Source organism: Micromonospora sediminicola (genome assembly GCF_900089585.1).
Lineage (GTDB): Bacteria > Actinomycetota > Actinomycetes > Mycobacteriales > Micromonosporaceae > Micromonospora > Micromonospora sediminicola.
Genome location: NZ_FLRH01000004.1, coordinates 1,356,229 through 1,379,361 on the forward strand (window position 1 = coordinate 1,356,229; position 23,133 = coordinate 1,379,361).

23 protein-coding genes and 1 pseudogene are annotated in these 23,133 nt (G+C 73.7%); 10 read left to right on the forward strand and 14 right to left on the reverse strand.

Features of this window, described 5'->3' with window-relative positions; translation table 11 throughout:
* Positions 1–53: 53 nt before the first annotated feature.
* Positions 54–779 carry an MMPL family transporter gene (locus GA0070622_RS27885; RefSeq protein ID WP_245666869.1) on the reverse strand — a complete coding sequence of 242 codons (726 nt, stop codon included), beginning with the start codon at positions 777–779 and terminating at the stop codon, positions 54–56.
* Between the two features lie 31 nt (positions 780–810).
* Between GA0070622_RS27885 and GA0070622_RS27890 the strand changes: the two are divergent.
* Positions 811–1,568: pseudogene (locus GA0070622_RS27890) on the forward strand (DUF3427 domain-containing protein); the annotation flags it as partial.
* A 48-nt stretch (positions 1,569–1,616) separates the two neighbouring features.
* Here GA0070622_RS27890 and GA0070622_RS27895 read toward each other — a convergent pair.
* Together GA0070622_RS27895 and GA0070622_RS27900 are read right to left on the reverse strand one after the other, a co-directional pair.
* On the reverse strand, positions 1,617–2,066 hold the full coding sequence (locus GA0070622_RS27895; protein WP_091581348.1) for a hypothetical protein: 450 nt from the start codon (positions 2,064–2,066) through the stop codon (positions 1,617–1,619).
* Positions 2,063–2,575 carry a DUF1772 domain-containing protein gene (locus GA0070622_RS27900; protein WP_091581351.1) on the reverse strand — a complete coding sequence of 171 codons (513 nt, stop codon included), beginning with the start codon at positions 2,573–2,575 and terminating at the stop codon, positions 2,063–2,065. Before GA0070622_RS27900 ends, GA0070622_RS27895 begins: the two co-directional genes overlap by 4 nt.
* 170 nt (positions 2,576–2,745) lie before the next feature.
* On the opposite strand from GA0070622_RS27900, the gene GA0070622_RS27905 reads away from it, so the two are divergent.
* Positions 2,746–3,897 carry a sensor histidine kinase gene (locus GA0070622_RS27905; protein ID WP_091581356.1) on the forward strand — a complete coding sequence of 384 codons (1,152 nt, stop codon included), beginning with the start codon at positions 2,746–2,748 and terminating at the stop codon, positions 3,895–3,897.
* The gene (locus GA0070622_RS27910) at positions 3,894–4,556 is read left to right on the forward strand and encodes a response regulator transcription factor (RefSeq protein ID WP_091581360.1); all 663 of its coding nucleotides are present in this window, start codon (positions 3,894–3,896) and stop codon (positions 4,554–4,556) included. The genes GA0070622_RS27905 and GA0070622_RS27910 overlap by 4 nt, the downstream gene beginning before the upstream one ends.
* Positions 4,557–4,563: 7 nt before the next feature.
* Here the strand turns inward: GA0070622_RS27910 and GA0070622_RS27915 are convergent, their stop codons facing one another.
* Complete coding sequence (locus tag GA0070622_RS27915) at positions 4,564–6,723, reverse strand: MMPL family transporter (protein WP_091581364.1); 2,160 nt, start codon at positions 6,721–6,723, stop codon at positions 4,564–4,566.
* A gap of 45 nt (positions 6,724–6,768) precedes the next feature.
* On the opposite strand from GA0070622_RS27915, the gene GA0070622_RS27920 reads away from it, so the two are divergent.
* Positions 6,769–7,797: a hypothetical protein gene (locus tag GA0070622_RS27920; RefSeq protein ID WP_245666870.1), complete on the forward strand. Its 1,029-nt coding sequence runs from the start codon at positions 6,769–6,771 to the stop codon at positions 7,795–7,797.
* Positions 7,798–7,806: 9 nt separating this feature from the next.
* On the opposite strand, the gene GA0070622_RS27925 is transcribed toward GA0070622_RS27920, so the two are convergent.
* Entirely contained in the window at positions 7,807–8,550 is a 744-nt protein-coding gene (locus GA0070622_RS27925; RefSeq protein ID WP_091581368.1) for an MBL fold metallo-hydrolase, read from the reverse strand.
* A gap of 93 nt (positions 8,551–8,643) precedes the next feature.
* Between GA0070622_RS27925 and GA0070622_RS27930 the strand changes: the two genes are divergently transcribed.
* A complete protein-coding gene (locus tag GA0070622_RS27930; RefSeq protein ID WP_091581372.1) occupies positions 8,644–9,009 on the forward strand; it encodes a VOC family protein in 366 nt (121 codons plus the stop codon).
* A 4-nt stretch (positions 9,010–9,013) separates the two neighbouring features.
* Positions 9,014–9,748, forward strand: coding sequence for a YqjF family protein (locus GA0070622_RS27935; RefSeq protein ID WP_091581375.1), 735 nt, complete (start codon positions 9,014–9,016; stop codon positions 9,746–9,748).
* Positions 9,749–9,753: 5 nt separating this feature from the next.
* On the opposite strand, the gene yidD is transcribed toward GA0070622_RS27935, so the two are convergent.
* From yidD to GA0070622_RS27950, 3 genes are read right to left on the reverse strand one after another with little or no spacing between them, the layout of a single operon-like run.
* Positions 9,754–10,128 carry a membrane protein insertion efficiency factor YidD gene (yidD, locus tag GA0070622_RS27940; RefSeq protein ID WP_245666978.1) on the reverse strand — a complete coding sequence of 125 codons (375 nt, stop codon included), beginning with the start codon at positions 10,126–10,128 and terminating at the stop codon, positions 9,754–9,756.
* Positions 10,129–10,182: 54 nt separating this feature from the next.
* Positions 10,183–10,482: a helix-turn-helix domain-containing protein gene (locus GA0070622_RS27945; protein WP_091584135.1), complete on the reverse strand. Its 300-nt coding sequence runs from the start codon at positions 10,480–10,482 to the stop codon at positions 10,183–10,185.
* Complete coding sequence (locus tag GA0070622_RS27950) at positions 10,482–10,820, reverse strand: type II toxin-antitoxin system RelE/ParE family toxin (protein WP_218060640.1); 339 nt, start codon at positions 10,818–10,820, stop codon at positions 10,482–10,484. The genes GA0070622_RS27945 and GA0070622_RS27950 overlap by 1 nt, the downstream gene beginning before the upstream one ends.
* A 173-nt stretch (positions 10,821–10,993) precedes the next feature.
* On the opposite strand from GA0070622_RS27950, the gene GA0070622_RS27955 reads away from it, so the two are divergent.
* Positions 10,994–11,854, forward strand: coding sequence for an AraC family transcriptional regulator (locus GA0070622_RS27955; RefSeq protein WP_091581388.1), 861 nt, complete (start codon positions 10,994–10,996; stop codon positions 11,852–11,854).
* Here GA0070622_RS27955 and GA0070622_RS27960 read toward each other — a convergent pair.
* Entirely contained in the window at positions 11,851–13,029 is a 1,179-nt protein-coding gene (locus tag GA0070622_RS27960; RefSeq protein WP_091581392.1) for a phosphotransferase family protein, read from the reverse strand. The two genes, GA0070622_RS27955 and GA0070622_RS27960, sit on opposite strands and share 4 nt — an antisense overlap.
* A 108-nt stretch (positions 13,030–13,137) precedes the next feature.
* Here GA0070622_RS27960 and GA0070622_RS27965 point away from each other — a divergent pair, with 108 nt between their 5' ends.
* Positions 13,138–13,710 (forward strand): hypothetical protein, encoded by a 573-nt coding sequence (locus GA0070622_RS27965; RefSeq protein WP_091581397.1) that lies wholly within the window; start codon positions 13,138–13,140, stop codon positions 13,708–13,710.
* A 4-nt stretch (positions 13,711–13,714) separates the two neighbouring features.
* On the opposite strand, the gene GA0070622_RS27970 is transcribed toward GA0070622_RS27965, so the two are convergent.
* A complete protein-coding gene (locus tag GA0070622_RS27970) occupies positions 13,715–14,872 on the reverse strand; it encodes a hypothetical protein (protein ID WP_091581402.1) in 1,158 nt (385 codons plus the stop codon).
* A 266-nt stretch (positions 14,873–15,138) separates the two neighbouring features.
* Here GA0070622_RS27970 and GA0070622_RS27975 point away from each other — a divergent pair, with 266 nt between their 5' ends.
* Positions 15,139–16,680: a gluconokinase gene (locus tag GA0070622_RS27975; RefSeq protein ID WP_091581406.1), complete on the forward strand. Its 1,542-nt coding sequence runs from the start codon at positions 15,139–15,141 to the stop codon at positions 16,678–16,680.
* Between the two features lie 22 nt (positions 16,681–16,702).
* Positions 16,703–18,220, forward strand: coding sequence for a GntT/GntP/DsdX family permease (locus GA0070622_RS27980; RefSeq protein ID WP_091584140.1), 1,518 nt, complete (start codon positions 16,703–16,705; stop codon positions 18,218–18,220).
* A 679-nt stretch (positions 18,221–18,899) separates the two neighbouring features.
* On the opposite strand, the gene GA0070622_RS27990 is transcribed toward GA0070622_RS27980, so the two are convergent.
* The 4 genes from GA0070622_RS27990 to GA0070622_RS28005 all read right to left on the reverse strand — a co-directional run bounded on the left by GA0070622_RS27990 (position 18,900) and on the right by GA0070622_RS28005 (position 23,117).
* Positions 18,900–19,184, reverse strand: coding sequence for a putative quinol monooxygenase (locus tag GA0070622_RS27990; RefSeq protein WP_091581409.1), 285 nt, complete (start codon positions 19,182–19,184; stop codon positions 18,900–18,902).
* Between the two features lie 26 nt (positions 19,185–19,210).
* Entirely contained in the window at positions 19,211–19,969 is a 759-nt protein-coding gene (locus GA0070622_RS27995) for a MerR family transcriptional regulator (RefSeq protein WP_091581412.1), read from the reverse strand.
* Positions 19,970–20,077: 108 nt separating this feature from the next.
* Entirely contained in the window at positions 20,078–20,710 is a 633-nt protein-coding gene (locus tag GA0070622_RS28000; protein ID WP_091581415.1) for a hypothetical protein, read from the reverse strand.
* A gap of 130 nt (positions 20,711–20,840) precedes the next feature.
* On the reverse strand, positions 20,841–23,117 hold the full coding sequence (locus tag GA0070622_RS28005; RefSeq protein ID WP_245666872.1) for a putative bifunctional diguanylate cyclase/phosphodiesterase: 2,277 nt from the start codon (positions 23,115–23,117) through the stop codon (positions 20,841–20,843).
* Between the last annotated feature and the right edge of the window lie 16 nt (positions 23,118–23,133).

The window sequence follows — 23,133 nt, forward strand, 5'->3', positions numbered from 1 at the left end:
CACCTCCTTGAGACGCCCGCACACCGGTCCGGGTTGCACTCCCGCGCCGCCCGCTACACCTCCGCCACGCTCACCGGCTCGGGCGGGGCCTGGGGGCCGGTGACCCGCCGTTCGTCCCCGTGCCCCGGCCACCACGCCGTGTGCCCGATCAGCCCGGTCAACGCCGGCACGAAGAACATCGACATCACGAACGCGGACAGCACGATCCCGATCGCCACCGCGAACCCCATCTGCTGGAGGAACGAGATCGGCGCGAGCATCAGCACCCCGAACGTGCCGGCCAGAATCAGCCCGGCCGCGGCGACGGTCGGGCCGGCGTGCTCCACGCCGATGGCGGCGGCCTGATGGGGTTCGTGGCCCTCCCGCGCCTCCTCGCGTAGTCGGGCGATCATCAGGATGTTGTAGTCGGTGCCGATCGCCACCACGAACAGGTAGAGGATGATCGGCAGCTGGAACGTGACACCCGGGTTGCCCTGGAGCCCCTGGAACACGTAGACGGTCGCGCCCAGCGTGGCGGCGAAGTTGAGCAGCACCGCGATCACCAGGTAGATGGGTGCGACGAGACTGCGCAGCAGCAGCGCGAGGATGAGCGCGATCAGGCCGGCGGCCACCGGCAGGATCACCGAGAGGTCGCGGTTGTTGGCCGAGTTGATGTCGGCGAAGATCGCGGTCGGCCCGCCGACCAGCGCCTTCGTACCCTCCGGGGCCTTGGCGTGCAGGTCGTCGCGCAGGTCGTCGCGGACCAGGCTGATTGTCTCGTGTAAATCCGCGGTGCCCACTCGGGTCGCCGGGCTCGACGCGGCCCCGGGTGGCCCGGACGATCGTGACCTCGGACGGGCTGTCGGTCGGATGCTGCACATCGACGACGTCGATCGGCTGGACCTCATCAGCCAGGTGGCATCCGGTCGGCAGCCCGCCGCCGGACCGCTGCTCGACATGCTGCACTTCAGCCTGTGGGGCCCGTCGGTGCCGCTGGCCGAACGCGACGCCCGGCTCAAGCGGCTCTGGGCTGAGCCGGCACGCTGCGCGGAGCTACGACAGGTCGCGGAGGTGCTACGCGATCGGATCCACCGGTTCACCGACCGCCCGGCTTCGGAGCGGGTTCCGCTGCGGGTGCACGCCCGCTATAGCCGTAACGAGGCGTGCGCCGCCTTCGGGATGACGAACCCCGGTTCGCTGCGCGAGGGCGTGAAGTGGCTCCCGGACGAGAAGGCTGATCTCTTCTTCGTCACGCTCGTGAAGTCCGAGGAGCACTACTCGCCGACCACCATGTACGCGGACCGGGCTATCACCGATCGGCTGTTCCGTGGGAGTCGCAGAGCACGACGGCGGCGACGTCGGCAACCGGGCGGCGGTATGTCGACCATGTGGCGCGGGGGACGACGGTGCACCTGTTCGTGCGGGAGACCCGGGTTGCCGACCGCGACCTGGGCGCACCGCCCTACCTGTATGCCGGACCGATGACCTACCAGGAGCACAACGGTGATCGGCCGATGCGCGTCCTCTGGGAACTGCGGCACCCCCTCCCCGCCGACATGTACGCCGCCGCCCGGGCGATCGCCGCCTGATATCACCAACGACTCAGCTCGAAAGGCAACGCAGAGGCAACGCCCCACTCAGCCGGCAATCCGGTGGCGGTCCGGCCGACGCTTCCAACGGCACAGCAGCGCCGCCACCCCGCCGGCGATGACCCCGACCATCGTCCCGGTGACCAGACTGGATACGGCCGCCGAAGCCCGCAACAAGGCTTCTCGCGCCCCCGGTGAGATGTTGGCCAGCCCCGGCGCGTTCATCCCCAGCGACGGGTCCCAGAACACCTGGTGACCGACCGCGAGGAACACCCCGTACAGCGCGCCCACGACCACCAGCGTCAGGAACGGGCGCGGTGGTCGCCGCCACAGCACGACTGCCACCCAGACCAGCGGTGGCCCCACCGCCAGCAGCGCGGCCACCACGGTTCCCTCCGGCACGACGTCCAGGTCGTGCAGCGCCACCCGGGGCGCGGCCAGCCCGGCAAGTCCCACCAGCGCCGGCCAGGAGAACCCGAGGGCACGACGGGCGCTCATCGCCCGACCGCCGACGGTGCGGTGGACCGGACGAACTTCAGGAGCGCGACGAACGCCAGCACGGCGGTCACCGCGCCACCGGCGAAGCGCACCCAGTGCCCCGCGACGAACTCGGCCGCCACCTGCCGCAGGTACTCGGGCGAGTGCGTCCCCACCGGGTCCACGAACATGATCTCGTTGCGCGGCCAGAAGAAGACGGCGGAGAACAGGAACTCGCAGGCGACGAAGACGACGGTCGCGCCGGCGACGTACCAGCGCAGCCGGCGGTCGCGCCAGGTGAGCAGCGTCGCGGCGACGCTGCTCAGCACGACCGACGCGCCCAGCGGCGGGAAGTAGTCGTGCGGGCCGCCGTCGACCAGGAACTCCCGGGCCCGCTCCAGGGACGCGGGCGGGTCGTTGAAGATGTTCGGGTAGAGCATGACGGTCTCGGCGGCGACCCCGCCGAACGACATCATCGCCGCCCAGACCATCACGATCAGGGCGATCCACGTCAGTTTGGTACGGGACATGAGTGTTTCTCCTCGTAGGTGGGGATGTCATCGACGCTAGGTCGGCGCCGGCTGACCGTCGTCCGCGCCGCCGCGCGACCGGGGGTCGCCTGTCGACGTACACCTCGGGGTTGCCCCTGACGCCTGCGGACGACAGCGCCGAGGGCCCGGGCGGACCTAGGCTCGAAGGCGTGCCCGACACCTCGCCCACCCGCGCCGACGCGCTGCTCGCGGCGGCCACCGTCGCCCTGGTCGTGGTGGCCGTGGTGGCCGAGGGGACCGCGCCGGCCCGCGTCGTGCTCGCCTGCGCCGTGGCGGTCGGGCTCGGGGTCCTGGTGCTGGGCGCCCGGCGGTGGCCGCTGCCCGCGCTGCTGGCCACCGCGGTGGGCATCCTCGCCTACTACGCGCTGGACCTGCCGCCGGTCGGGGTGGTCGCGCCGGCCGCCGCCGTGCTCTACCGGGTCGCGGAGCGTGGGCGGGTCATGCCGGCCGCGCTGGTCGCCGGCGGGCTGCTGGCCGTGTCGGTGGCGGTCCGGCTCGTCGAGGGCGACGACGTCGCAGTCGTCGTCGGCGCCGAGTTGGGCTCGGAGGCGGCGTTGGCCCTCGCCGTCATCGCCCTCGGAGACGCGGTACGCAACCGGCGGTCGCTGCGGGCGGCGTTGGTCCGCCAGGCCATGGCCGCCGACGAGGAGCGCCACCGCGAGGCGGCCCGGCAGGTGGAGGCGGAGCGGCTGCGCATCGCGCGGGAGGTGCACGACACGTTGGGGCACACGATGTCGGTGATCACGTTGCAGTCGGCGGTGGCGCGGGAGGCCCTCACCGACCGGGATCCCGCGCAGGCGGAGGGCGCGCTGGCGGCCATCCACTCGGTGAGCGGCAGCGCGATGGCGGAGCTGCGGGCGACGCTCGGCACGCTGCGCCGCGAGCCCGGGCCACACGAGCCCACGCCCGGGTTCGCCCAGCTACCGGCGCTCGTCGACGGCGTGCGTCGGGGCGGGTTGGCGGTCGACCTGCGGGTCGACGGCCCGGTCGAGGCGCTGCCCGCCGTGGTCGGCAGCACGGTCTACCGGGTTGTGCAGGAGGCGCTGACGAACGTGCTGCGCCACGCCGGGGCCGCCCGGGTGGCCGTCACGGTCCGTGCCACACCCGGTCGGCTCGCGCTGGAGGTGGTGGACGACGGTCGCGGCGGCCCGTCCGCCGGGGCGACGGGCCGGAAGGGTCAGGGGCTGCGCGGTATGGCGGAACGGGTCGCCCTGCTGGGCGGCAGCGTCGACACCGGCACCGCCGCGACGGGCGGTTTCCGGGTGTCGGTCCACCTGCCGCTGGCGCGGGTGACCTCGTGACCGCGATCCGCGTCGTGCTCGTCGACGACCAGCACCTGGTCCGCACCGGCCTGCGGGCGCTGCTCGACCGCGCCTCCGACATCGAGGTGGTGGGTGAGGCCGGTGACGGTGGTGCCGGGCTGTCGGTCGTCCGGGAGCAGCGGCCCGACGTGGTGCTCATGGACGTGCGGATGCCCGGCGGGGACGGGTTGGAGGCCACCCGGCGGATCCTCGCCGATCCGCGGCTCACCGGCGTGCGGGTGGTCATGTTGACCACGTTCGACGACGACGAGTACCTGTTCGAGGCGATCCGGGCCGGGGCGGCCGGCTTCCTGCTCAAGGACACCCCGCCCGACGCGCTGCGGGAGGCCGTCCGGGTGGTGGCGGGCGGCGACGCGCTGCTCTCGCCGGCCGTCACCAGGCGGGTGCTGACCGCGGCGGCCCACAGCCCGGTGACCGACCCGGCGCGGCTGGCCGGGCTCACCGCCCGGGAGCGGGACGTGCTCGCCCAGGTCGGCGCGGGGCGGTCCAACACCGAGATCGGGCAGGTGTTGTTCCTCAGCCCGGACACCGCCCGCACCTACGTGAGCCGGCTGCTCCAGAAGCTGAACGCCCGCGACCGGTCCCAGCTCGTGGTGATCGCGTACGAGAGCGGGCTGGTCCGCCCCGGCGAGCAGTGAGGCCCGGTCAGACCTGCGCCTCGCCCACCGGTTCCGGTGCCGCGTGCCGGCCCCCGCCGTTGCGCCGCTCGCCTCCGTGCCCCGGCCACCACGCCGTGTGCCCGATCAGCCCGGTCAACGCCGGCACGAAGAACATCGACATCACGAACGCGGACAGCACGATCCCGATCGCCACCGCGAACCCCATCTGCTGGAGGAACGAGATCGGCGCGAGCATCAGCACCCCGAACGTGCCGGCCAGAATCAGCCCGGCCGCGGCGACGGTCGGGCCGGCGTGTTCCACGCCGATCGCGGCGGCCTGATGGGGTTCGTGGCCCTCCCGCGCCTCCTCGCGTAGTCGGGCGATCATCAGGATGTTGTAGTCGGTGCCGATCGCCACCACGAACAGGTAGAGGATGATCGGCAGCTGGAACGTGACACCCGGGTTGCCCTGGAGCCCCTGGAACACGTAGACGGTCGCGCCCAGCGTGGCGGCGAAGTTGAGCAGCACCGCGATCACCAGGTAGATCGGTGCGACGAGACTGCGCAGCAGCAGCGCGAGGATGAGCGCGATCAGGCCGGCGGCCACCGGCAGGATCACCGAGAGGTCGCGGTTGTTGGCCGAGTTGATGTCGGCGAAGATCGCGGTCGGCCCGCCGACCAGCGCCTTCGTACCCTCCGGGGCCTTGGCGTGCAGGTCGTCGCGCAGGTCGTCGCGGACCAGGCTGATCGCCTCGTTGGAGACCGGGTTCTCGTCGAGCAGCAGGTTGATCCGGGCCACGCCCGGGTCGGTGGCGCTGCGCTCCGGCGGCTGGACCCGGGCGACGCCGGGCGCGTTCGCCGCGGCGGCCGCGAAGTCGTTGACCTGCTGGTCGGTCAGCGGGGTGCCGGTGCCGGTGGTCAGGTAGACCTCGGTGGGCGCGAGCGCCCCGGCGGCGAAGCCGCGCTGGAGGTCCTTGGCGGCCCGCGCGGACTCGGTGTCCTGCGGGAAGCCGGCGCTGAAGTCGTAGTCGGCCTTGTAGCCGAGCACCCCGGCGGCGAGCGCGACCAGCAGCGCGCCGGAGGCCGCGGCCACCATGGCGGGCCGGCGGCCGACGGCGGCGCCGAGCCGTCGGGACAGGCTTGCCTTCGGCGTACGCTGCCACGCCTTCGACGGCCAGAACACCCACCGGCCGAGCAGCGACACCAGCGCCGGGATCAGGGTCAGCGAGGTGACCAGCATGACGGCGACGGCGATGGCGAGCGCCGGGCCGAGCGAGCCGAAGAAGCCCAGCGAGGCGAGCAGCAGCACCAGGAACGCGACGATGACCGCGCCGGCGGCGGAGGTGATGACCTCGCCGACCCGCTGCACCGTGACGATCATCGCGGTGCGCTTGTCGTCGCCGGCGCGCAGCCGCTCGCGGTAGCGGAACAGCAGGAACAGGATGTAGTCGGTGCCGATGCCGAACAGCACGATCAGCAGGATGGTCTGGAGGTCCTGGCTGACGTTGAGGTCGAACGCCTTGCCGGCGGCGGCGACCAGCCCGGTGGTGACGGACATGACCACACTGATCACCACGACCGGCAGCAGCGCCGCGATCGGGCTGCGGAAGATGATCAGGATCAGCCCGATGATGAGGATGATGGTGGCAACGCCGACGACCGCGAACGCGGAGTTGAACGTGTCCTCGTTGTCGACGAAGCTCGCCACGTCGCCGGCCACACCGGCGGTCAGGCCGCTGCCGGCCAGGTCCGGCCCGAGGTCGGCGCGCAGGTCGCGGACGGCGTCGAGCAGCTTCGGGTCGTCCGGGGTGTCGGCGTCGAGGCCGACGGAGATGATCTGCACCGACTTGTCCGGCGCGACGGCCTGCGGGCCGGTGAGGTAGCCGGAGGTCTGCGGGATGTTCCGGGCCTTGAGCGCCTGGGCGAGTTGCCCGACGCGCGCCTCGTCGGCCGGGGTGAGCGGCTTGCCGTCGCTCCGCTTGACCACGATGGTGGCGGTGGCGGTCGCCGCCTGCGGGAACGACTTCGTGGCCAGTTCGGTGGCCTGCACCGACTCGTAGGAGCGCGGCAGGAAGCTCTCCTGGTCGGCGGAGGTGATGTCGCTCAGCGAGGGGCTGGTGACGACGATCGCGATGGCGGCGAGGGTCCAGCCGCCGATCACCCACCATGCCTTGCCGACGACGAATCTGCCCAGTCGCTCGAACATCGTTTCCCCCGTGTGTCGACTGTCTCGCGCAGGATCCTACCCTCCGTGAGCAATCCTTTTCGGACGGCTCGCGGCCTGGCGTCGATGTTCCCGCTGGTCGAGGATCGGTGGATGCACGAGCGCCCCCGCGTTCCCGGAGTCCTGGCGGCGTGGTTCCTGGCGACCGTGCCGGCCCCGCTGGTGTGGTTCCAGTGGACGCACCGGTGGGAGGAGGACCAGCCCCTGTCCTCCGCGCTGTGGTGGCCGGTGCTGGCGTCACCGGCCCTGGCCGCCCTGCTGGCCGCCGGGCGGCCCCGCCGGCGCGGCGTCCCCGGCCTCGCGCTGACCGTCGGCGTGTCCACACTGGTCACGGCGGCGCTTCTGGCCGGGTCGCTGGCGTTCTTCCGCTGGGTGGTGCCGCTGACCGGCGAGGCCCGCTGGGGGCGCGCTCTGCTCGGCGGGCTGGCGCTCGCGGTGGTTGGGGCGCTGCTCGGGTACGCCACCGGCGGGCGCCTACCCCGCACCGACCGGCCGGCGTCCCGGCGCGGCTACCTGATCGGCGGGTTCGCGGTGCTGCTCGGGGCCGTGCTGGCGCAGACCACGGTACGGCTCGGCGCCGAGGGCAGCACGGCCGGTCAACCCCCCACGGAGTACGGCGGGGTCGGGCCGTACGCGACGTCGGCGGGACGGTTCACGGTGCCGGCCGCCGGGGCGTACGCGATCTTCGCGGTGGGGTTCGCGTCGACGGACCCGGACTGCCGGGTCGACGGCGTCGGTGGGGCCGCCGAGCCGGTGTCCGTTCCACCCGGCGACTACGGGGGCGACGCCGCGTCGTACGCCTGGGTGGCCACGGTGCGGGTGCCGGCGGCCGGGATGTGGACGCTGGACTGCCGCAGCCCGGATCCGGAGGCGTCCTACGTGGTGGGTGACGTGCCGGAGATCCGGGGCGCGGTGGGCTCGCTGATCCACTGGCCGGTCGGCCTGATCTGGTTGGCCGGCGCCCTCCCCGGCCTGCTGATCGTCGGGGAGACCGTGCGCCGGCGGGCCGGAGCGAGGGCCCCGGCGACCGCCGGAGCAGACGGCAGGGAGCGGTAGACGCCCCGGTCAGGCGACGTCCACCACCAGGTCGGCGGTGGCGACGGCGATCTCACCGGCGTACTCCTCGGCGGCCGCGGCACGGGCGGCGGCTTGGTCGGTCCCGGGCCGCAGATGCGTCAGCAGCAGGCGCCGGGTGCCGGCGGCATCGGCCTGCCGGCCGGCCTGGCGCGCGCTCGACTGATGGTCCCGCGAGTCCTCCGGCACCTCGCGCAGGTAGGTGGCCTCGGCGACGAGGAGGTCCGCGTCCCGGGCCAGGGCCACCACGTCGGGGCTCGGGCCGGTGTCCCCCGTGTACGCGAGCACCCGGCCGCCCGCGGTGAGCCGGATGCCGGCGTTGGGCACCCAGTGCGGCAGCAGGCGGGTTTCGGCCCGGAACGGTCCGATGTCGAGGGCGTCCCCGGCGGTGAACTCGTGCGGCACGTACGCGGCGTCGAGCATTCCCGGCCGGTCGAGGGCCAGCACCGCGTCCAGCGCCCCGGGCAGCGCGTACACCGGCACCGGCGACGGCGGGTCGTCCCGCAGCGCGCGGGCCCGGAGGAACGGGTTCAGGTCGGCGCAGTGGTCGGGGTGCCCGTGGCTGATGAACACGGCGTCCACCTGGTCGGCGGTGACGTGCGCCAGCAGGCGGGGCAGCGTGGCGTAGCCGAGGTCGAGCAGCAGCCGGAACCCGGCCTCCTCCACGAGGAAGCCGCTGCACGCCTGGCCCGCCTCGGGCCAGACCCCACACCCGCCGAGCACTGTGAGCCGCATCGTCCGACGGTACCGCCGCCGTGGCGTTGCGGCGTGCAATGTCACAGGCGGCTCGTAGCCTGGCGGGGTCATCGACGATCGCAGGGAGGCGACGTGCTCGACCACTTCTCCGTAGCGGTGCGCGACCTGGGGGCGGCCGGCGCCTTCTACGACGCGGTGCTCGCCCCGCTGGGCGGGCGGCGGATCATGGAGCCGGGCCCGATCGGCTACGGCGTGGACGCGCCCGACTTCTGGGTCGAGCCCGCGCCGGCCGACGCCGCTCCGGTGCCGGTGCACATCGCGTTCACCGCGCCCGACCGGGCGGCCGTGCGGGCGTTCCACGACGCGGCGGTGGCGGCCGGGGCCGAGGTGCTGCACGCGCCGAAGGTGTGGCCGGAATACCACGCGGCCTACTACGGCGCGTTCGTCCGCGACCCGGACGGCAACAACGTCGAGGCGGTCTGCCACCGGCCGGAGTGAGACGGTGGAGGTCGAACCGGTCGAGCACTCGCCCGTCCGCGCCATCCGCCGGGCCTGGCTGGCCCAGCGCTGGCACGATCTCACGTTCCTGCACTGGGCGGTCCCGCCGGAGCGGGTCGCGCCGCTGCTGCCGGCCGGCACCCGACCCGACACGCTCGACGGGCTCACCTACGTCGGGCTGATCGGTTTCCGGATGGTCGGGCTGGGGCTCGGTCGGGGGCCGGGCGTGCCCTACTTCGGCACGTTCTGGGAGACGAACGTGCGGCTCTACTCGGTCGACGGCGCGGGTCGGCGGGCGGTCGTGTTCCGTTCGCTGGACGCGTCCCGGCTGGTGCCGGTGCTGGTGGCCCAGATCAGCCTGCGCCTGCCCTACAAGTGGTCGGCGATGCGGCTGGAGCGGTCCGGCGACACGCTCACCTACCGCTGCCGCCGCCGCTGGCCGGGCCCGGCCGGCGCGACCAGCGCGATGACCGTCCGCGTCGGCGCTCCGATCCCCGACCCGACGCCGCTGGAGCACTTCCTCACCGCGCGCTGGGGCCTGCACACCCGGGCGTACGGCGCCACCCGGCACCTGCCGAACTGGCACCCCCGGTGGCCGCTGCACCGCGCCGAGCTGCTGCACCTGGACGACGAGCTGGTCACCGCCGCCGGCCTGCCCGCGCCGGACGGGCCGCCGGTGAGCGTCCTGCACTCCCCCGGCGTCCCGGTCGTCTTCGGCGGCCCCACCCGGGTCCCCTGACCCGGTCAGCGCAGCGGGTCAGGGGTGCCGTGCGGGACGTCAGGGCGGCAGCGGCGCACCCGGTCGGCGGCCATCCGACCGCCCACCGCCAGCCCGTGGCGCTCCACCGCCGCCAGCCCGTACGCGCTGCACGTCGGCGTGTAGCGGCACGTCCCCGGCCAGCGGTGCGAGAGCCACCGCCGGTAGCCGAGGATGGCGGCCCGACCGGCCCGGTCCACGGCGGGCGCCCGGACCACGCCGGCGGTCACCGAGCCGAGGGTCAGCAGCGTCGAGAACAGGCCCAGGTCGCAACAGCCGGGACCGTCACAGTCGAGCAGGTCGCAGTCGCAGTCGCACCAGTCCCGGTCCTTCTTCTTTTTCTTGTGGCGTCGCTTCCGCATGATCACGAGGTCATGATGCGACACCGCCGCCAGGCTCCCGTGCCGGCAGGTGGGTCAGGCGGCGTCCGCGAGCGGCGAGAACCGGACGTCCAGGCGCATGTCCAGCGCGCGGGCCAGCCGTTCCAGGACGACCAGAGTCGGCACGGTGCCTCCCGCCTCGAAGCGGGCCACCGCCGACTGCGTCATCCCCGCCGCGCGGGCCAGCTGTGACTGGCTCCAGCCGAGCCCTTCCCGCAGCTCGCGAACGGCGTGCCCGAGCTCGAAGGCGAGGCGCGCGGCCTCGTACGCCTCCTCCGCGCCCGGCTCCGCCATCCGACGCTGCCGCAGCTCTTCCCAGTCGGTCTGCTCTGTCATCACTCCACCCCCTCCGTCACGGTGTGACGCTCGGCTGCACATCGCTCAAGAGCCCTACGTGCCCGCTCGACCTCACGGCTCTCCCGCATCCTCGTCTTGCGGAAGACGGTCAGCAGGATGATCCTCCGCTCGGAGGTGATCCAGTAGGTCAGCCCGATCGCCTCACGCTCCAGGTGGAAACGCAGCTCTCGAAGCTTTCCGTCGAGTTGCCGCGTGTGCGGCTCCCCCAACAGCGGGCCTCGATCGGCGAGCAGATCGACATAGAAGGCGGCCCGAGCGAACTCCGCCGTGGACAATCCCTCCAACCAGTTCCGTACCTCTGGCTCCAGCTCGACCATACCCCAACCCATAGCATCGATGCTATGGGTTGCCGCCCCCTCCGCGTCCGCCCCGACGCGACGTGTCGCGGTAACGGATCGCACGAAGGCCGACCGGAACGGGTCCGGCGGGATCGGGTCGGCGGGCGGCCGGCACCCTAGCGTCGAAGGCGTAACCAGGAAGGAGCACCCGCGTGCTGGACCGCCTCAACCAGGCCATGGACCACCTCGAACAGCGGCTCGACCGGCCGCTGGACGTGCCGGAGCTGGCCCGGATCGCCTGCGTGTCGGAGCACCACTTCCGGCGGCTGTTCTCGGCGTTGGCCGGGGTGCCGCTGTCGGAGTACGTGCGCCGCCGCCGGCTCACCCTCGCCGGCGCCGACGTGCTCGCCGGCCGGGAGTCGCTGCTCGACGTGGCGGTGCGCTGGGGCTACGGCTCGAACGAGGCGTTCGCCCGCGCGTTCCGCTCGGTGCACGGCGTCGGCCCGGCCGAGGCACGGCGCACCGGGGCGGTGCTGCGTTCCCAGCCGCGGATGTCCTTCCGACTCGTCGTCGAAGGGAGCACCAGCATGGACTACCGAATCGTGACCAAGGACGCCTTCCGGCTCGTCGGGGTGAAGGCCCGGGTGCCGCTGGTCCACGAGGGGATGAACCCCCACATCGTGGCGTTCGTCAAGGGCATCGACCCGACGACCGTACGCCGGATCGAGGCCCTCTCCGACCAGGAGCCGCACGGGATCGTCAACGTCAGCGACGACCTGGCCGGGTCCCGGGAGGAGGGCGCCGAGCTGGACTACTGGCACGGCGTGGTGACCGGCGCCGAGGTGCCGGACGACCTGGACAGCCTGCCGGTCGAGGCCGGCGACTGGGCGGTCTTCCGCAGCACCGGCGCGTTCCCGCAGGCGTTGCAGTATCTGTGGCGGGACGTGTTCACCCAGTGGTTCCCGTCGAACCCGTACGAGATCCGGCCCGGGCCGGAGATCTCCCGGGTGCGGATCGCCGAGGGCGGCGGCACCGCCGACGCGGAGCTATGGATCCCGGTACGCCGGGCCTAGGGTCGCGCCGCTGCGGCGGCTCGCGCCAACGCGGCCGGCACGTCGTGCACGTGGTAGGGGTGTTCGCTCGGTTCGATGCCGGCGAGGAACATCGCGTACACGGCGGCCAGTCGCAGCGGCGCGACCGGCCGGAGCAGGTCGACGGCCCGGCGCGGGTCGCTGCCGGGCGCGTCGGCCCGCCACCGGTCGGCCCACGCGTCGACGAGGCGGTCGGCGGCGGCCGGGGCGAGGTCCTCGGTGAGGCGCAGGATGTCGAAGGCGGGGTGGCCGACGAACGCGTCCGCCCAGTCGATGACGACCCGCCGGGACTCGCCGCCGCGCACGTTGCCCGGGTGCAGGTCGCCGTGCACGAGCGTGTCGGGCAGCCCGCAGTCGCGCACCCGGGCGAGCCGGTCGTCGAGCCCGTCGAGCAGGCGGGTGGCGGCGGTGACGTCGTGCCCGGCCAGTCGTTCCCGGATCCACCGGCCCAGCCCCGACCCCCGCAGATCGGGTACGCCGGCGGCGACCAGCCGGTCCACCTCGCCCACGGCCCGCACCTGCACCGCGTGGTGCCCGGCCGCGATCGCCGTCCGCTCACCCTCCCCGGCCCCGTACCGGTCGTCCCCCGGCACGTGCCCCAGCAACACCCGCCCCTCCCCACCCACGGTGAGCACCTCCACCCGTCCGCCGGCCGCCGGGGTGGTGAGGAGCCAGTGGAGGACCGCAGGTTCGTGGCGGGCGAACGGGGGGAGCTGTTTGAGCCAGGCCGGGCCGGTGGGGGTGTCCAGGCGCCAGATGGCGGAGAGGTTCCAGGTGCGCTGCTGGGCCATGGCGGTCACCGGGCGGCCGAGTCGCCGCAGCTCCTCGGTTGCCCAGGCGACGCTGTCCGCCGGGCCGCCGACCTCCGCCCACGGCATGCGCAGCGGGTGCGGCGCGAGGTCCACGACGGCCGGCTCCAGGGGTACGCGAGGAGCGTCGGCGACCTGCGCCAGGTAGCGGACGTGGCCGCCGGGCGGCGCGGGACGGTCGGCGTCGAGCAGCCGCAGCACGGCGAGCTCGACGCCGTGGCGACGGCGGGCCTCCTCGACCACCGAGGCGACCTGCTGCCACCACGGCTCGGGCACCTCGAACGGAGGCAGCGCGCCGACCAGCCGCCCGACGGCGTCGACCAGGACCACTGTGACGGTGCGGGACACGCCCGGACGCTAACCGGGCACCCCTACGGGAGGCGAGCGGATTGATCCGGGGGTGATGCGGGACCGCTCCCGGATGTGGCGGGGACGGGTGGTCGGCAGGCTGAGGCGATGACCACCCTCGATTCCCGGACACGTCCGGCGTACCCCTGGTTGCGACCGACCGCCGTGGCCGCGGCGTCGCTACTGCTCGGCTACGGCCTGCTGCGCCTGCTCGACCGCCTGGACGGGCACAGCGACAAGGGCGCCTGGGCCTGGAACACCGGGCACTCGTTGTTCCTCCTCGGCGTCCTCTGCTTCGCGGCGCTGATCGTCGGGCTGCACGGCCTGTTGCGGAGCCGCTCGACCCGGCTGCGGACGCTTGACGACGCGGCCGCACTGGCCGGCCTGGTCGGCGCGGCCGCCTTCGTCTGGGTGATCCTCGGCGACCTGTTCCCGCGCTTCGCCGCGGCGGTGGACACCCCCGACCCGGTCCTGCTCGGTGGGCCCCTGCTGTTCGAGGTGGGTCTGCTGGTGCTGCTCTACCGGGCGGCGGCGACGCGGCTGCTGCCGGTGTGGGCACCGGTGCTGGTGCTCGTCGGGTTCCTGGCGATCGCGGTGAACCTGGACCTGTTGCCGGTCGGGGCCGCGCTGGTCCTCGTCGGCCTGGCACCGCTGCGGGTCACGCCTCGACCGGTGGGGTGACCGGTCAGCTCCAGACGGTGCGCCGCAGCCCCTGGTGGCCGGCGCACACGTCGCGCTGGCCGCCGGTCCGGCTGATCGCGCCGTCGCGGCACTGCACCAGCCAGCCCCGGTCGGACCAGAACCCGGGTACGCACGCGAACCAGTCGCAGACCCCGGCGGCCGGCTTGCGGATCCGTGCGCCGCCGCAGAAGTCGTACCCGAAGGGGTTCGCCGGGGCGCCGCAGCGCCGCTCGGCGGCGGGCTGCGGGACGGCGGTGCGGGACGGCGTCGGGCGGGTACGCCGCGGCGTCGGGCTGGTGCTGGGCCGTACCTGGACGGCCGGGGCGACGGCCGGCGGCGCGGGCGTGCCGGTGGCCGCCGGGGTGGCGGCGGCGGCCCGTTCCGAGCCGGCCCGGGTGGGCGGGTTGGACTCGAAGAGCATCGCCGGCACGATCAGCGCCAGCGCCGCGCCGACCGCGACGGTCCGCCGGCCGCCGGGCACCAGCGCGGACATCCGGGCCTGGGCCGGGGTGAGCACGGCCGGACGCAGCGGGCGCAGCGCGGCGTGTTCCTCCAGCAGTTCGTCCAGTTCGGCCACGACGGCGGCGCGCTGCTCGATCGCGTCGGCGAAGGCCAGCGTCAGCTTGAACCGGAAGTCGGCCACCGCGCCGGTGGGCAGCAGCAACCCCGAGGTACGGCGCCGGTCCAGCACCTGGATCAGGGTGACCGGCGCGCCCGGGTCGTGGGACAGCCCGGTCATCCTCCCGTACGCCCAGTCGCGCCGGCCCCGCCCGCCGAGCAGCACCAGGCGCCGGTTGGTGAGCACGGCCAGCCCGGCGTCGGACACCCGTACCCCCTCGGGCCGGCGCGGGCGCAGCGGCGGCGGATCGGGGTCGACGGTCAGCTCGGGGGCGGGCAGTACGGCGGTGTGCCGCACCTCGACCAGTTGCGCGGCCGGCAGCGTCCAGAAGACCACCTCGCCGGGGTCCAGCTCCATCGGCAGGCCCGCGCCGGCCCGCACCGACCCGTGGAAGGACACCGCGAGGGTACGCAGCCGCCGCAGCTCGTCGTCACGGCGGCGCCATGCCTCGTCGGCGGCGCGGAAGACGCGCTGCCGCCGCTCGTTCTGCCGGTGCGCCCACCGGTAACGCCATGTGGAACCCGTCGAATCAGTCATCGCCACGCCGACTCCTCCGCCGCGCGAGCCCACCAATCGGGGTGTCATTCATGTCAACGGCGGCGCAGGGGTACGAAGACACGCGAAAGTCGCTAATTCGACCGATCGGCTGATTGACCGCCACTATCGGCGGAAACTCCTGCGTCGATTCACGTTCCGCGCCACCCGGTTCCCGGCAGCCGCGCTTCGCCATGCGCGGTGATGGCCGCGTCGGTAACGTCAGCCGCAGGGCGGGGCGGCGAGCGGCCCTGCGGCGGCGAGGAGGTGCACCGGTGGGCGACCCGGCCGTCGTGGTGGGCGTGGACATCGGCACCACCAGCACCAAGGCGGTCGCGTTCGACACCGACGGGCGCCAGCTGGCCAGCCACTCGATCGGCTACCCACTGGAGGAGCCACATCCGGGCTGGGCCGAGCAGGACCCGGACCTCATCCACGAGGCGGTGCTCGGGGCGATCCGCGCGGTCGTCGACGAGCTGCGCCGGCCGGTCGCCGGCCTGTCGTTCAGCACCGCCATGCACAGCCTGATCGGGCTGGACGCCGACGGCAACCCGCTCACCCCGTCGATCACCTGGGCCGACAGCCGCGCCAGCGCGCAGGCCGAGCGACTGCGGGCCGCGCCGTCCGGACTGGCGCTGCACCGGCGCACCGGCACCCCGGTGCACCCGATGGCGCCGCTGCCCAAGCTGGTGTGGTTCGCCGAGCAGGAACCGAAGCTGCACGAGCGGGTCGCGCACTGGGTCGGCATCAAGGACCTCGTCCTGCGTCGGCTCGCCGAGGCGCTGGTCACCGACCACTCGGTCGCCTCGGCCACCGGGCTGATGGACATCCACCGGCTGGCCTGGGACAGCGAGGCGTTGCGGGTCGCCGGCATCACCGAGGAGCAGCTCCCCCAGCTCGTACCCACCACGCACGTGCTGCCCGGCCTGACCGCCGAGGCGGCCCGGGCCACCGGCCTGCCGGCGGACACCCCGCTGGTGGTCGGCGCCGGCGACGGGCCGCTGGCGAACCTCGGGCTCGGCGCGGTGCAGCCGGGTGTGGTGGCCTGCTCCATCGGCACCAGCGGGGCGATGCGGGTGATGGTGGAACGTCCCGGCGTGGACCCGCTCGGCGGCGTCTTCTGTTACGCGCTCACCGAGAACCGCTGGGTGGTCGGCGGGGCGATCAACAACGGCGGCATCGTGCTCCAGTGGGCCAACGACGCGCTCGCCCCCGAACTGGGCGAGCACGCCGAGGAGGAACTGCTCGACCTGGCCGCCCGGGCGCCGGTCGGCTCCGGCGGCCTGATCATGTTGCCGTACCTGCTCAGCGAGCGGGCGCCGCACTGGAGCGCGCTGCCCCGCGGGGCGTACGTGGGCCTGACCCACGGCCACGGCCGGCCGCATCTGGTCCGGGCCGCGCTGGAGGGGGTCTGCCAGCAGCTCGCCCTGGTCCTGTCGTCGGTCCGCGCGGCCGGCAACGAGGTACGCGAGATCCGCGCCAGCGGCGGGTTCGCCCGCAGCCCGCTGTGGCGGCAGATCCTCGCCGACGCGCTCGGCATGCCGGTGCGCTTCCCCGCCGGGCACGAGGGCTCCGGCTTCGGCGCCGCCCTGCTCGGCATGCAGGCCCTCGGCCTGATCGAGTCGATCGAGGTGGCCGCCGACCTGGTCCGGATCGAGGAGACGGTCCGGCCGGATCCCGCCTCCGCCGCCACCTACGCGGCGCTGCTCCCGCTCTTCTCCGAGCTGTACGACGCACTCGTGCCCACCTTCGCGTCGCTGCGGCGGCTGGCGCCGAGCCTGCCGCCGGAACCATCACCCACCGCTCCTCCCCAATGACCAACCGAAGGTCGTGATCGCCGTGGTCTCACTGCTCGCCGCGCCGGCGGAACCACTCACGAACGCCGGTGACACCCAACTCGTCGTCGCCGCCCTGCTGGGCATCGCCGCCGTGGTGCTGCTCATCGCCTGGGGCAAGGTGCACCCGTTCCTGGCGCTGATCCTCGGCGCCGCGGTGCTCGGCGTGGTCGCCGCCGTGCCCGCCGACAAGATCGTCACCTCGTTCAGCGGCGGGGTCGGCTCCACCGTCGGCGGTGTCGGCCTGCTGATCGCGCTCGGCGCGATGATCGGCGGCATGCTGGCCGAGTCGGGCGGGGCGGACAGCATCGTCGAACGGGTGGTCGGCCGGGTCTCCGGCGGCGCGCTGCCCTGGGCGATGGCCGGCGTGGCGGCGCTCATCGGCCTGCCGCTTTTCTTCGAGGTCGGCGTGGTGCTGCTGGTGCCGATCGTGCTGCTGGTCTCCCGCCGGGTGGACGTGCCGCTGATGAAGCTCGGCATCCCGGCGCTGGCCGGCCTGTCGGTCCTGCACGGTCTGGTGCCGCCGCACCCCGGCCCGCTGGTGGCGATCGACGCGCTCGGCGCCAACCTCGGTCAGACGCTCGCCCTGGGCCTGCTGGTGGCGATCCCCACGGTGATCATCGCCGGCCCGGTCTTCGGCAACATCATCGCCCGGTACGTGCCGGCCACCGCCCCGGAGGCGCTGCTGCCCACCCGGCGCGACGGCGCGGTCGCCGTCGACCGCAGCCCCACCCGCCCCGGCGACGGCCGGCTGGACGCCGACGGTGACCTGGTCACCGCGGACGACCTGGTCAACCCGGGCACCGGCCGTCCCGGCGCGTCGATCGACGAGCCGGCCGGGCCGCGTTCGCGCCGGGCGCCCGCGCTCTGGGCCGCCGTGGTCACCGTGCTGCTGCCCGTGGTGCTGATGCTGCTGCGGGCGATCGGCGAACTGGCCCTCGACGAGGGCACCGCCGGCCGCAAGGCGCTGGACATCATCGGCACCCCGATCGTCGCGCTGCTGGCCGGCGTCATCTTCGCCATGATCTTCCTGGGCTACCGGACCGGGTTCAGTCGTACCCAGGTCTCCGGCTTCCTGGGCGGCTCGCTGCCGGCGATCGCCGGCATCCTGCTGATCGTGGCCGCCGGCGGCGGCTTCAAGCAGGTGCTGGTCGACGCCGGCGTGGGCAACCTGGTCGCCGACGCCGCCGAGGGCGCCAACCTGTCGCCGCTGCTGCTCGGCTGGCTGGTCGCGGTCGGCATCCGGGTCGCCACCGGCTCGGCCACCGTCGCCACCATCACCGCCGCCGGCATCGTGGCGCCGCTGGCCGCCACGCTCCAGGGGCCCGAGGTGGCGCTGCTGGCGTTGGCTATCGGCTGCGGCTCGCTGTTCTTCTCGCACGTCAACGACGCCGGCTTCTGGCTGGTCAAGGAGTACTTCGGGTTGACCGTCGGGCAGACCATCAAGAGCTGGTCGGTGATGGAGACGATCATCTCGGTGGTCGGTTTCCTCGGCGTCCTCCTGCTCGACGTCTTCGTCTAGCGGCCCACCAGCGACGGGCGGACACCTCCCCGCGACTCCCTCTGAAGCTGATATCAGAAACGACTCACGCGCCGGTCGCCGGTCGCCGGTCGCCGCTGCGGGGTGCGGGGCCAGCCGGACGCGGCTGCTGGTCGCGGGAGGCACGGCTACGGCTCGCGCATCGCGGGTCGCGCGTGGCGCGTCGCGGGTCGCGCGTGGCGCGTCGCGGGTCGCGCGTCGTGCGTCGTGCGTCGTGCGTCGTGCGTCGCGGCTCGCGCGTCGTGGGTCGCGGGTCGCGGTTCTGCCGGACGCGGCTACGGGTCGCGGGGGGCCGACCCGGGGGTGCGTGCGGCTGGGGCTGGGGCTGGCGATCCCTCCGGCGACTCCCTTTAGAGCTGATATCGGGAACGACTCACGCGCCGGTCGCCGGTGACCATCGACCGCCGGCTACGGCTGTAGCCGGTGATATCACCAACGACTCAGCTCGAGAGGGAGACAGGGGGCGTACACCGCCCCGGACCCCGGCCGTAGGGGCGCGGCGGCGGACCGTCGCGACTCCGGGCGGCGGGGACCCGGACGGCGGGAACCCGGACGATGAGAACCCGGACGATGAGAACCCGGACGGCGAGAACCCGGACGGCGAGAACCCGGACGGCGAGAACCCGGACGGCGGGAACCGGGAGGGTGGTGCGACAGCCGGTCAGGGGGCCTCGACGCCGGAGATGCGGAACTTGTGCACCTCGGCGCCGAGGATCGCCGTCACCTGCTCCGCGTCCGGCCCCGAGCCACGGAACGCGAGCAGCTGTTCGTCGGACTCCCACCGCTCGTACACGTTGATCCGGCCCGGCTCGACCAGGTCGGCGCTGACCGCGAAGTCGACGCAGCCGGGCGCGGCCCGGGCCGCGCGGACGGCCTCCGCGCAGGACGCCAGGTAGGCGTCCCGCCGGGCCGGATCGACGTAGAGGGTGCCGGCGACGATGAGCATGCGGTCATCGTGCCACCGCCGGCGGCTCAGGCCCGGCTGATCGCGTTGGCGTGGATCGCCTCGTTCAGGTAGGCGGCCATCCCGGGCCGGATCGTCTCGTAGTACGCCGTGAACCGGGGGTCGGCCACGTACATGTCGGCCAGCCCGGTGTGCAGCTCCAGCGGGCAGTCGTACCACCAATCGGTGATGAGCTGGCGGTGCTCCTCGGCCAGCGCCATCGCCTCCGGGCCGTCGGCCGGCGCGCCCGAGTCCATGAGCGCGGCGAACCGCCGGCCCCAGTCCTCGTTCACCGCCTTGTTGCGCAGCCAGTCCTCCTTCGTGTAGCGGCTGGCCCGCTCCTGCGACTGCCGGTACGCGTCGGTCTCGCCCCAGCGCTGCTCGACCTCCTCGGCGTGCTCGTCCGGGTCGAAGTCCCCGAACACCTCGAACCGCTCCTCCGGGGTCAACTGGATCCCCACCTTCCTCGCCTCCATCGCGTGTTCGATCGCCGCGACCATCTCCTGGAGCTTGCCGATCCGCCCGGACAGCAGCTCGTGCTGCCGGCGCAGGTGCGCCGCCGGGTCGGCCGTCGGGTCGTCCAGGATCTCGGCGATCTCGTCCAGCGGGAACCCCAGCTCGCGGTAGTAGCGGATGAGCTGCAGGCGGTCCAGGTCGCGATCGTCGTAGCGGCGGTAGCCCGCCGAAGTGCGCCCGCTCGGCCGCAACAGCCCGATCTCGTCGTAGTGGTGCAGCGTCCGGACCGTCACCCGGGCCGCCCGCGCCACCTGACCCACCGTGTACGCCATGGTTCCCTCCCTTCCGCGACCAAGGCTGCCGCCTCCCGCAGCGTGAGGGTCAAGCCCAATGGTCCGCCCCCGACCAGAAACGGCCGGGGGCGGTGTGCGGGTGCGGGCTCAGGTGGTGATCTTCTCGTGCTCCGGGGCGGCGAACGTCGCGCTGGCCGGGGTGCGCAGGGCGTGCAGCAGGCCGGCGGCGGAGAGCAGCAGGAGCAGGGCCGCGCCGAGGTACATGGCCAGGGCGCCCTGCTCGGCCTTGCGGCCGAATTCGCTGAAGCCGTACGAGGTGAGCAGCAGGCCACGCAGCGTCTCGCCCTTGAACACGGTGTCCCGCTGGGCGCTCACCTCGGCGAGCTGCTTCTGCAGGTCGGCCAGGTTGGCGGCCTTGGCCTGCTCGGCCTGCGCCACCTGCTCGCGCAGCGCGCTCTGCGGCGCGCCGAGGTCGGCGTACGTCTTGCCGCCGGCGATCGACGTCAGGTGCAGGCCGATGTACTCGTTGGCGTAGCACTCGGCCTGCTTGCCGGTGGTGAGCTGCTGGCCGGCGTACTCGCGCAGGCAGTCCGACTTCTTCTCCTCGTCGGACAGCTTGTCCTGCGGGGTGAAGCTGATGTGCTGCGCGGCGAGCTGGTCGTGCACGTAGTTGTTGGCGAAGTTGGCGTTCGTCGTCAGGACGACGCCGACGACGAGCAGCAGGACCGCGAGGCCCAGCCCACCGATGCTGAACAACAGGTCGAGCGTCCGTCGCTTCATCTCTGGCTCCCGGATGGGGGTGTGTGCCGGCTGGTTGACGAGAACCATCGTGGCGGCGACCGGTACGCCGGCAGCAGGGCCGAACCCCCTGTCCCGCCCGGGACCTTCGGCCCGGAGGCGGTGGGGCCGGTCAGCGGGCGGCGTCCACCGGGACCAGCGTGGGGAGCAGGTCGGACAACGCGGTCGGGCGGCCGTACCGCCAGCCCTGGCCCTGCCGGCAGCCGATCGCGGTGACCGCCGCGTGCTGGGCGCCGGTCTCCACCCCCTCGGCCACCACGGCCAGGTCGAACGCGCCGGCCAGCCGGTTGACCATCTCGACGGTGGCGTACGCGCGGGCGTCGCCGGCGTCCAACCGGGACACGAAGGACCGGTCGATCTTCAGCTCGGTTGCCGGGATGCGGTGCAGGTAGCTCAGCGAGGAGTAGCCGGTGCCGAAGTCGTCGATGGCGATGCGGACGCCGAGGTCACGCAACTGGGCCAGCCGGTCGAGCACGGCCTCGCTGCCCTCGATCAGCGCCGACTCGGTGAGTTCGAGCGTGAGCGCGCGGGGCGGCAGTCCGGCCGCGCCCATCGCGCCGGTGACCGTGGCGATCAGGTCGGGTCGGCACAGGTGGGCGGCAGCGATGTTGACGGCCACCGTCACCTCGGGCGCGTGCTCGCGCCAGGTGGCCGCCGCGCGGCACGCCTCGTGGATCACCCACCGGTCGATGCCCAGGATCAGGCCGGTCTCCTCGGCCAGCGGCAGGAACCTCGCCGGGGTGAGCACCCCCAGCCGGGGGTGCCGCCAACGGACCAACGCCTCCGCGCTGCGGACGGTGCCGGTGGCCAGGTCCACGATGGGCTGGAACTCCATCAGCAGCTGACCTTCGTCGACGGCCCGCCGCAGGTCGGCGATCAGCTCGGCCCGGCCGACCGCCGACTCGCGCAGCTCCGCCGTGCACGTCCGGTACGCGGACTTGCCGGAGGCCTTCGCCGCGTACATGGCGATGTCGGCGTCGCGGAGCAGATCGGTGTGCGAGGTGTGCTGCGGCCCGTACTCGGCGATGCCGATGCTGGCCGACGGGTGGACACCGAGGTCCTCCTCGCCGGGCAGCGGTTCGAGCGCGGCGAGCAGCCGCACGGCGAGCCGCTCCGGCGACACCGGGCGGTCCCCGGCGACCAGGACCGCGAACTCGTCCCCGCCGAGCCGGGCGATCATCCCGTCCGGCCCGACCGCGTCCCGCATGCGCTCGGCGGTGGTGGTCAGCAACCGGTCCCCGGCGGCGTGCCCGAACCGGTCGTTGACCTGCTTGAAGCCGTCCAGGTCCAGCAGCACCACGGCGACCGGCCCGCCGGCGCGCAGCGCGCGGCGCAGCCGCCGGATGAACGTCAGCCGGTTGGGCAGGCCGGTGAGCTGGTCGGAGTAGGCGAGGCGACGCAGTCGGCCGACCAACCGCAGGTTCTCGTTGGCGGCCAGCCCCTGCCGCAGCGCGAGCACGCCGAGCAGCGCCATCATGCCGACGAAGACCAGGTGCGGGGTCTGCCCGGTGGGCCGCCGGGACAGCATCACGGCGACGATGGCCCCACCCACCGGCAGGTACGGCAGCGCGACCCGCCACCAGGGCGGCAACGGCGACTCGACGTCCTCCTCCCCGTCCCCGCAGGCCGGGGGCGGGTAGCGGGTGGCCAGGCCGACCAGCAGGTAGCTCAACGGCCAGCAGACGTCGACCGGGTGCCCGGGCGCGTAGCTGCCGTGCGCGACGAGCGAGACGTAGACGGTGTCCGCCCCGGCCCGGATGGCCAGGCCCGCGCCGATGACGGTGAGGGAGCGCCACATCGGGCGGCCCGGCCCGGCGACCGCCACCAGGATGGTCAGCTGCATCAGGTCGAACATCGGGTAGAGCAGCCCGAACGTGCGAAGCGGGTCGGCCAGGTCGGCGTCGGCCACGTCGCGGAACACCAGCAGCCAGCCGATCGGGATCAGCGCGAGCCCGACGATCACCCCGTCGAGCAGCGTGCGGGCCTGCCCGATCAGGCTGCGCGGGCCGGCCCGGGAGCAGAGCAGCGCGGCGGTGCCGGTGACGATGCCGGCGGTGAAGAGACCCCCGACCAGCGGCGTGTGCGGCAGGTCGATCCCGCCGAGCCGCTCGACCGTCCACACCGTACGGCCGAGCGCGGCGAGCACCATGGTGGCCGCGAGCAGGCTCCAGAACCGGCGCAGCGCGTGCGGGTGCCGGCGGGCCGCGCCGACGCAGAGCACCGCCGCCCAGCTCGACACCGCCATCGCGCCGAGGTCGCTGACCAGGGCCGCGCCGGGCAGGCCGGCGACCAGCCAGATCATCTCCCCGAGTACGACGACGACGGCCGCGACGAGTCCGACACGGCCGGCGAGCGGGTGACGGGCCGGCGCCGCGACGGCGAGGCTCACGTCGTGCTGGGGGACA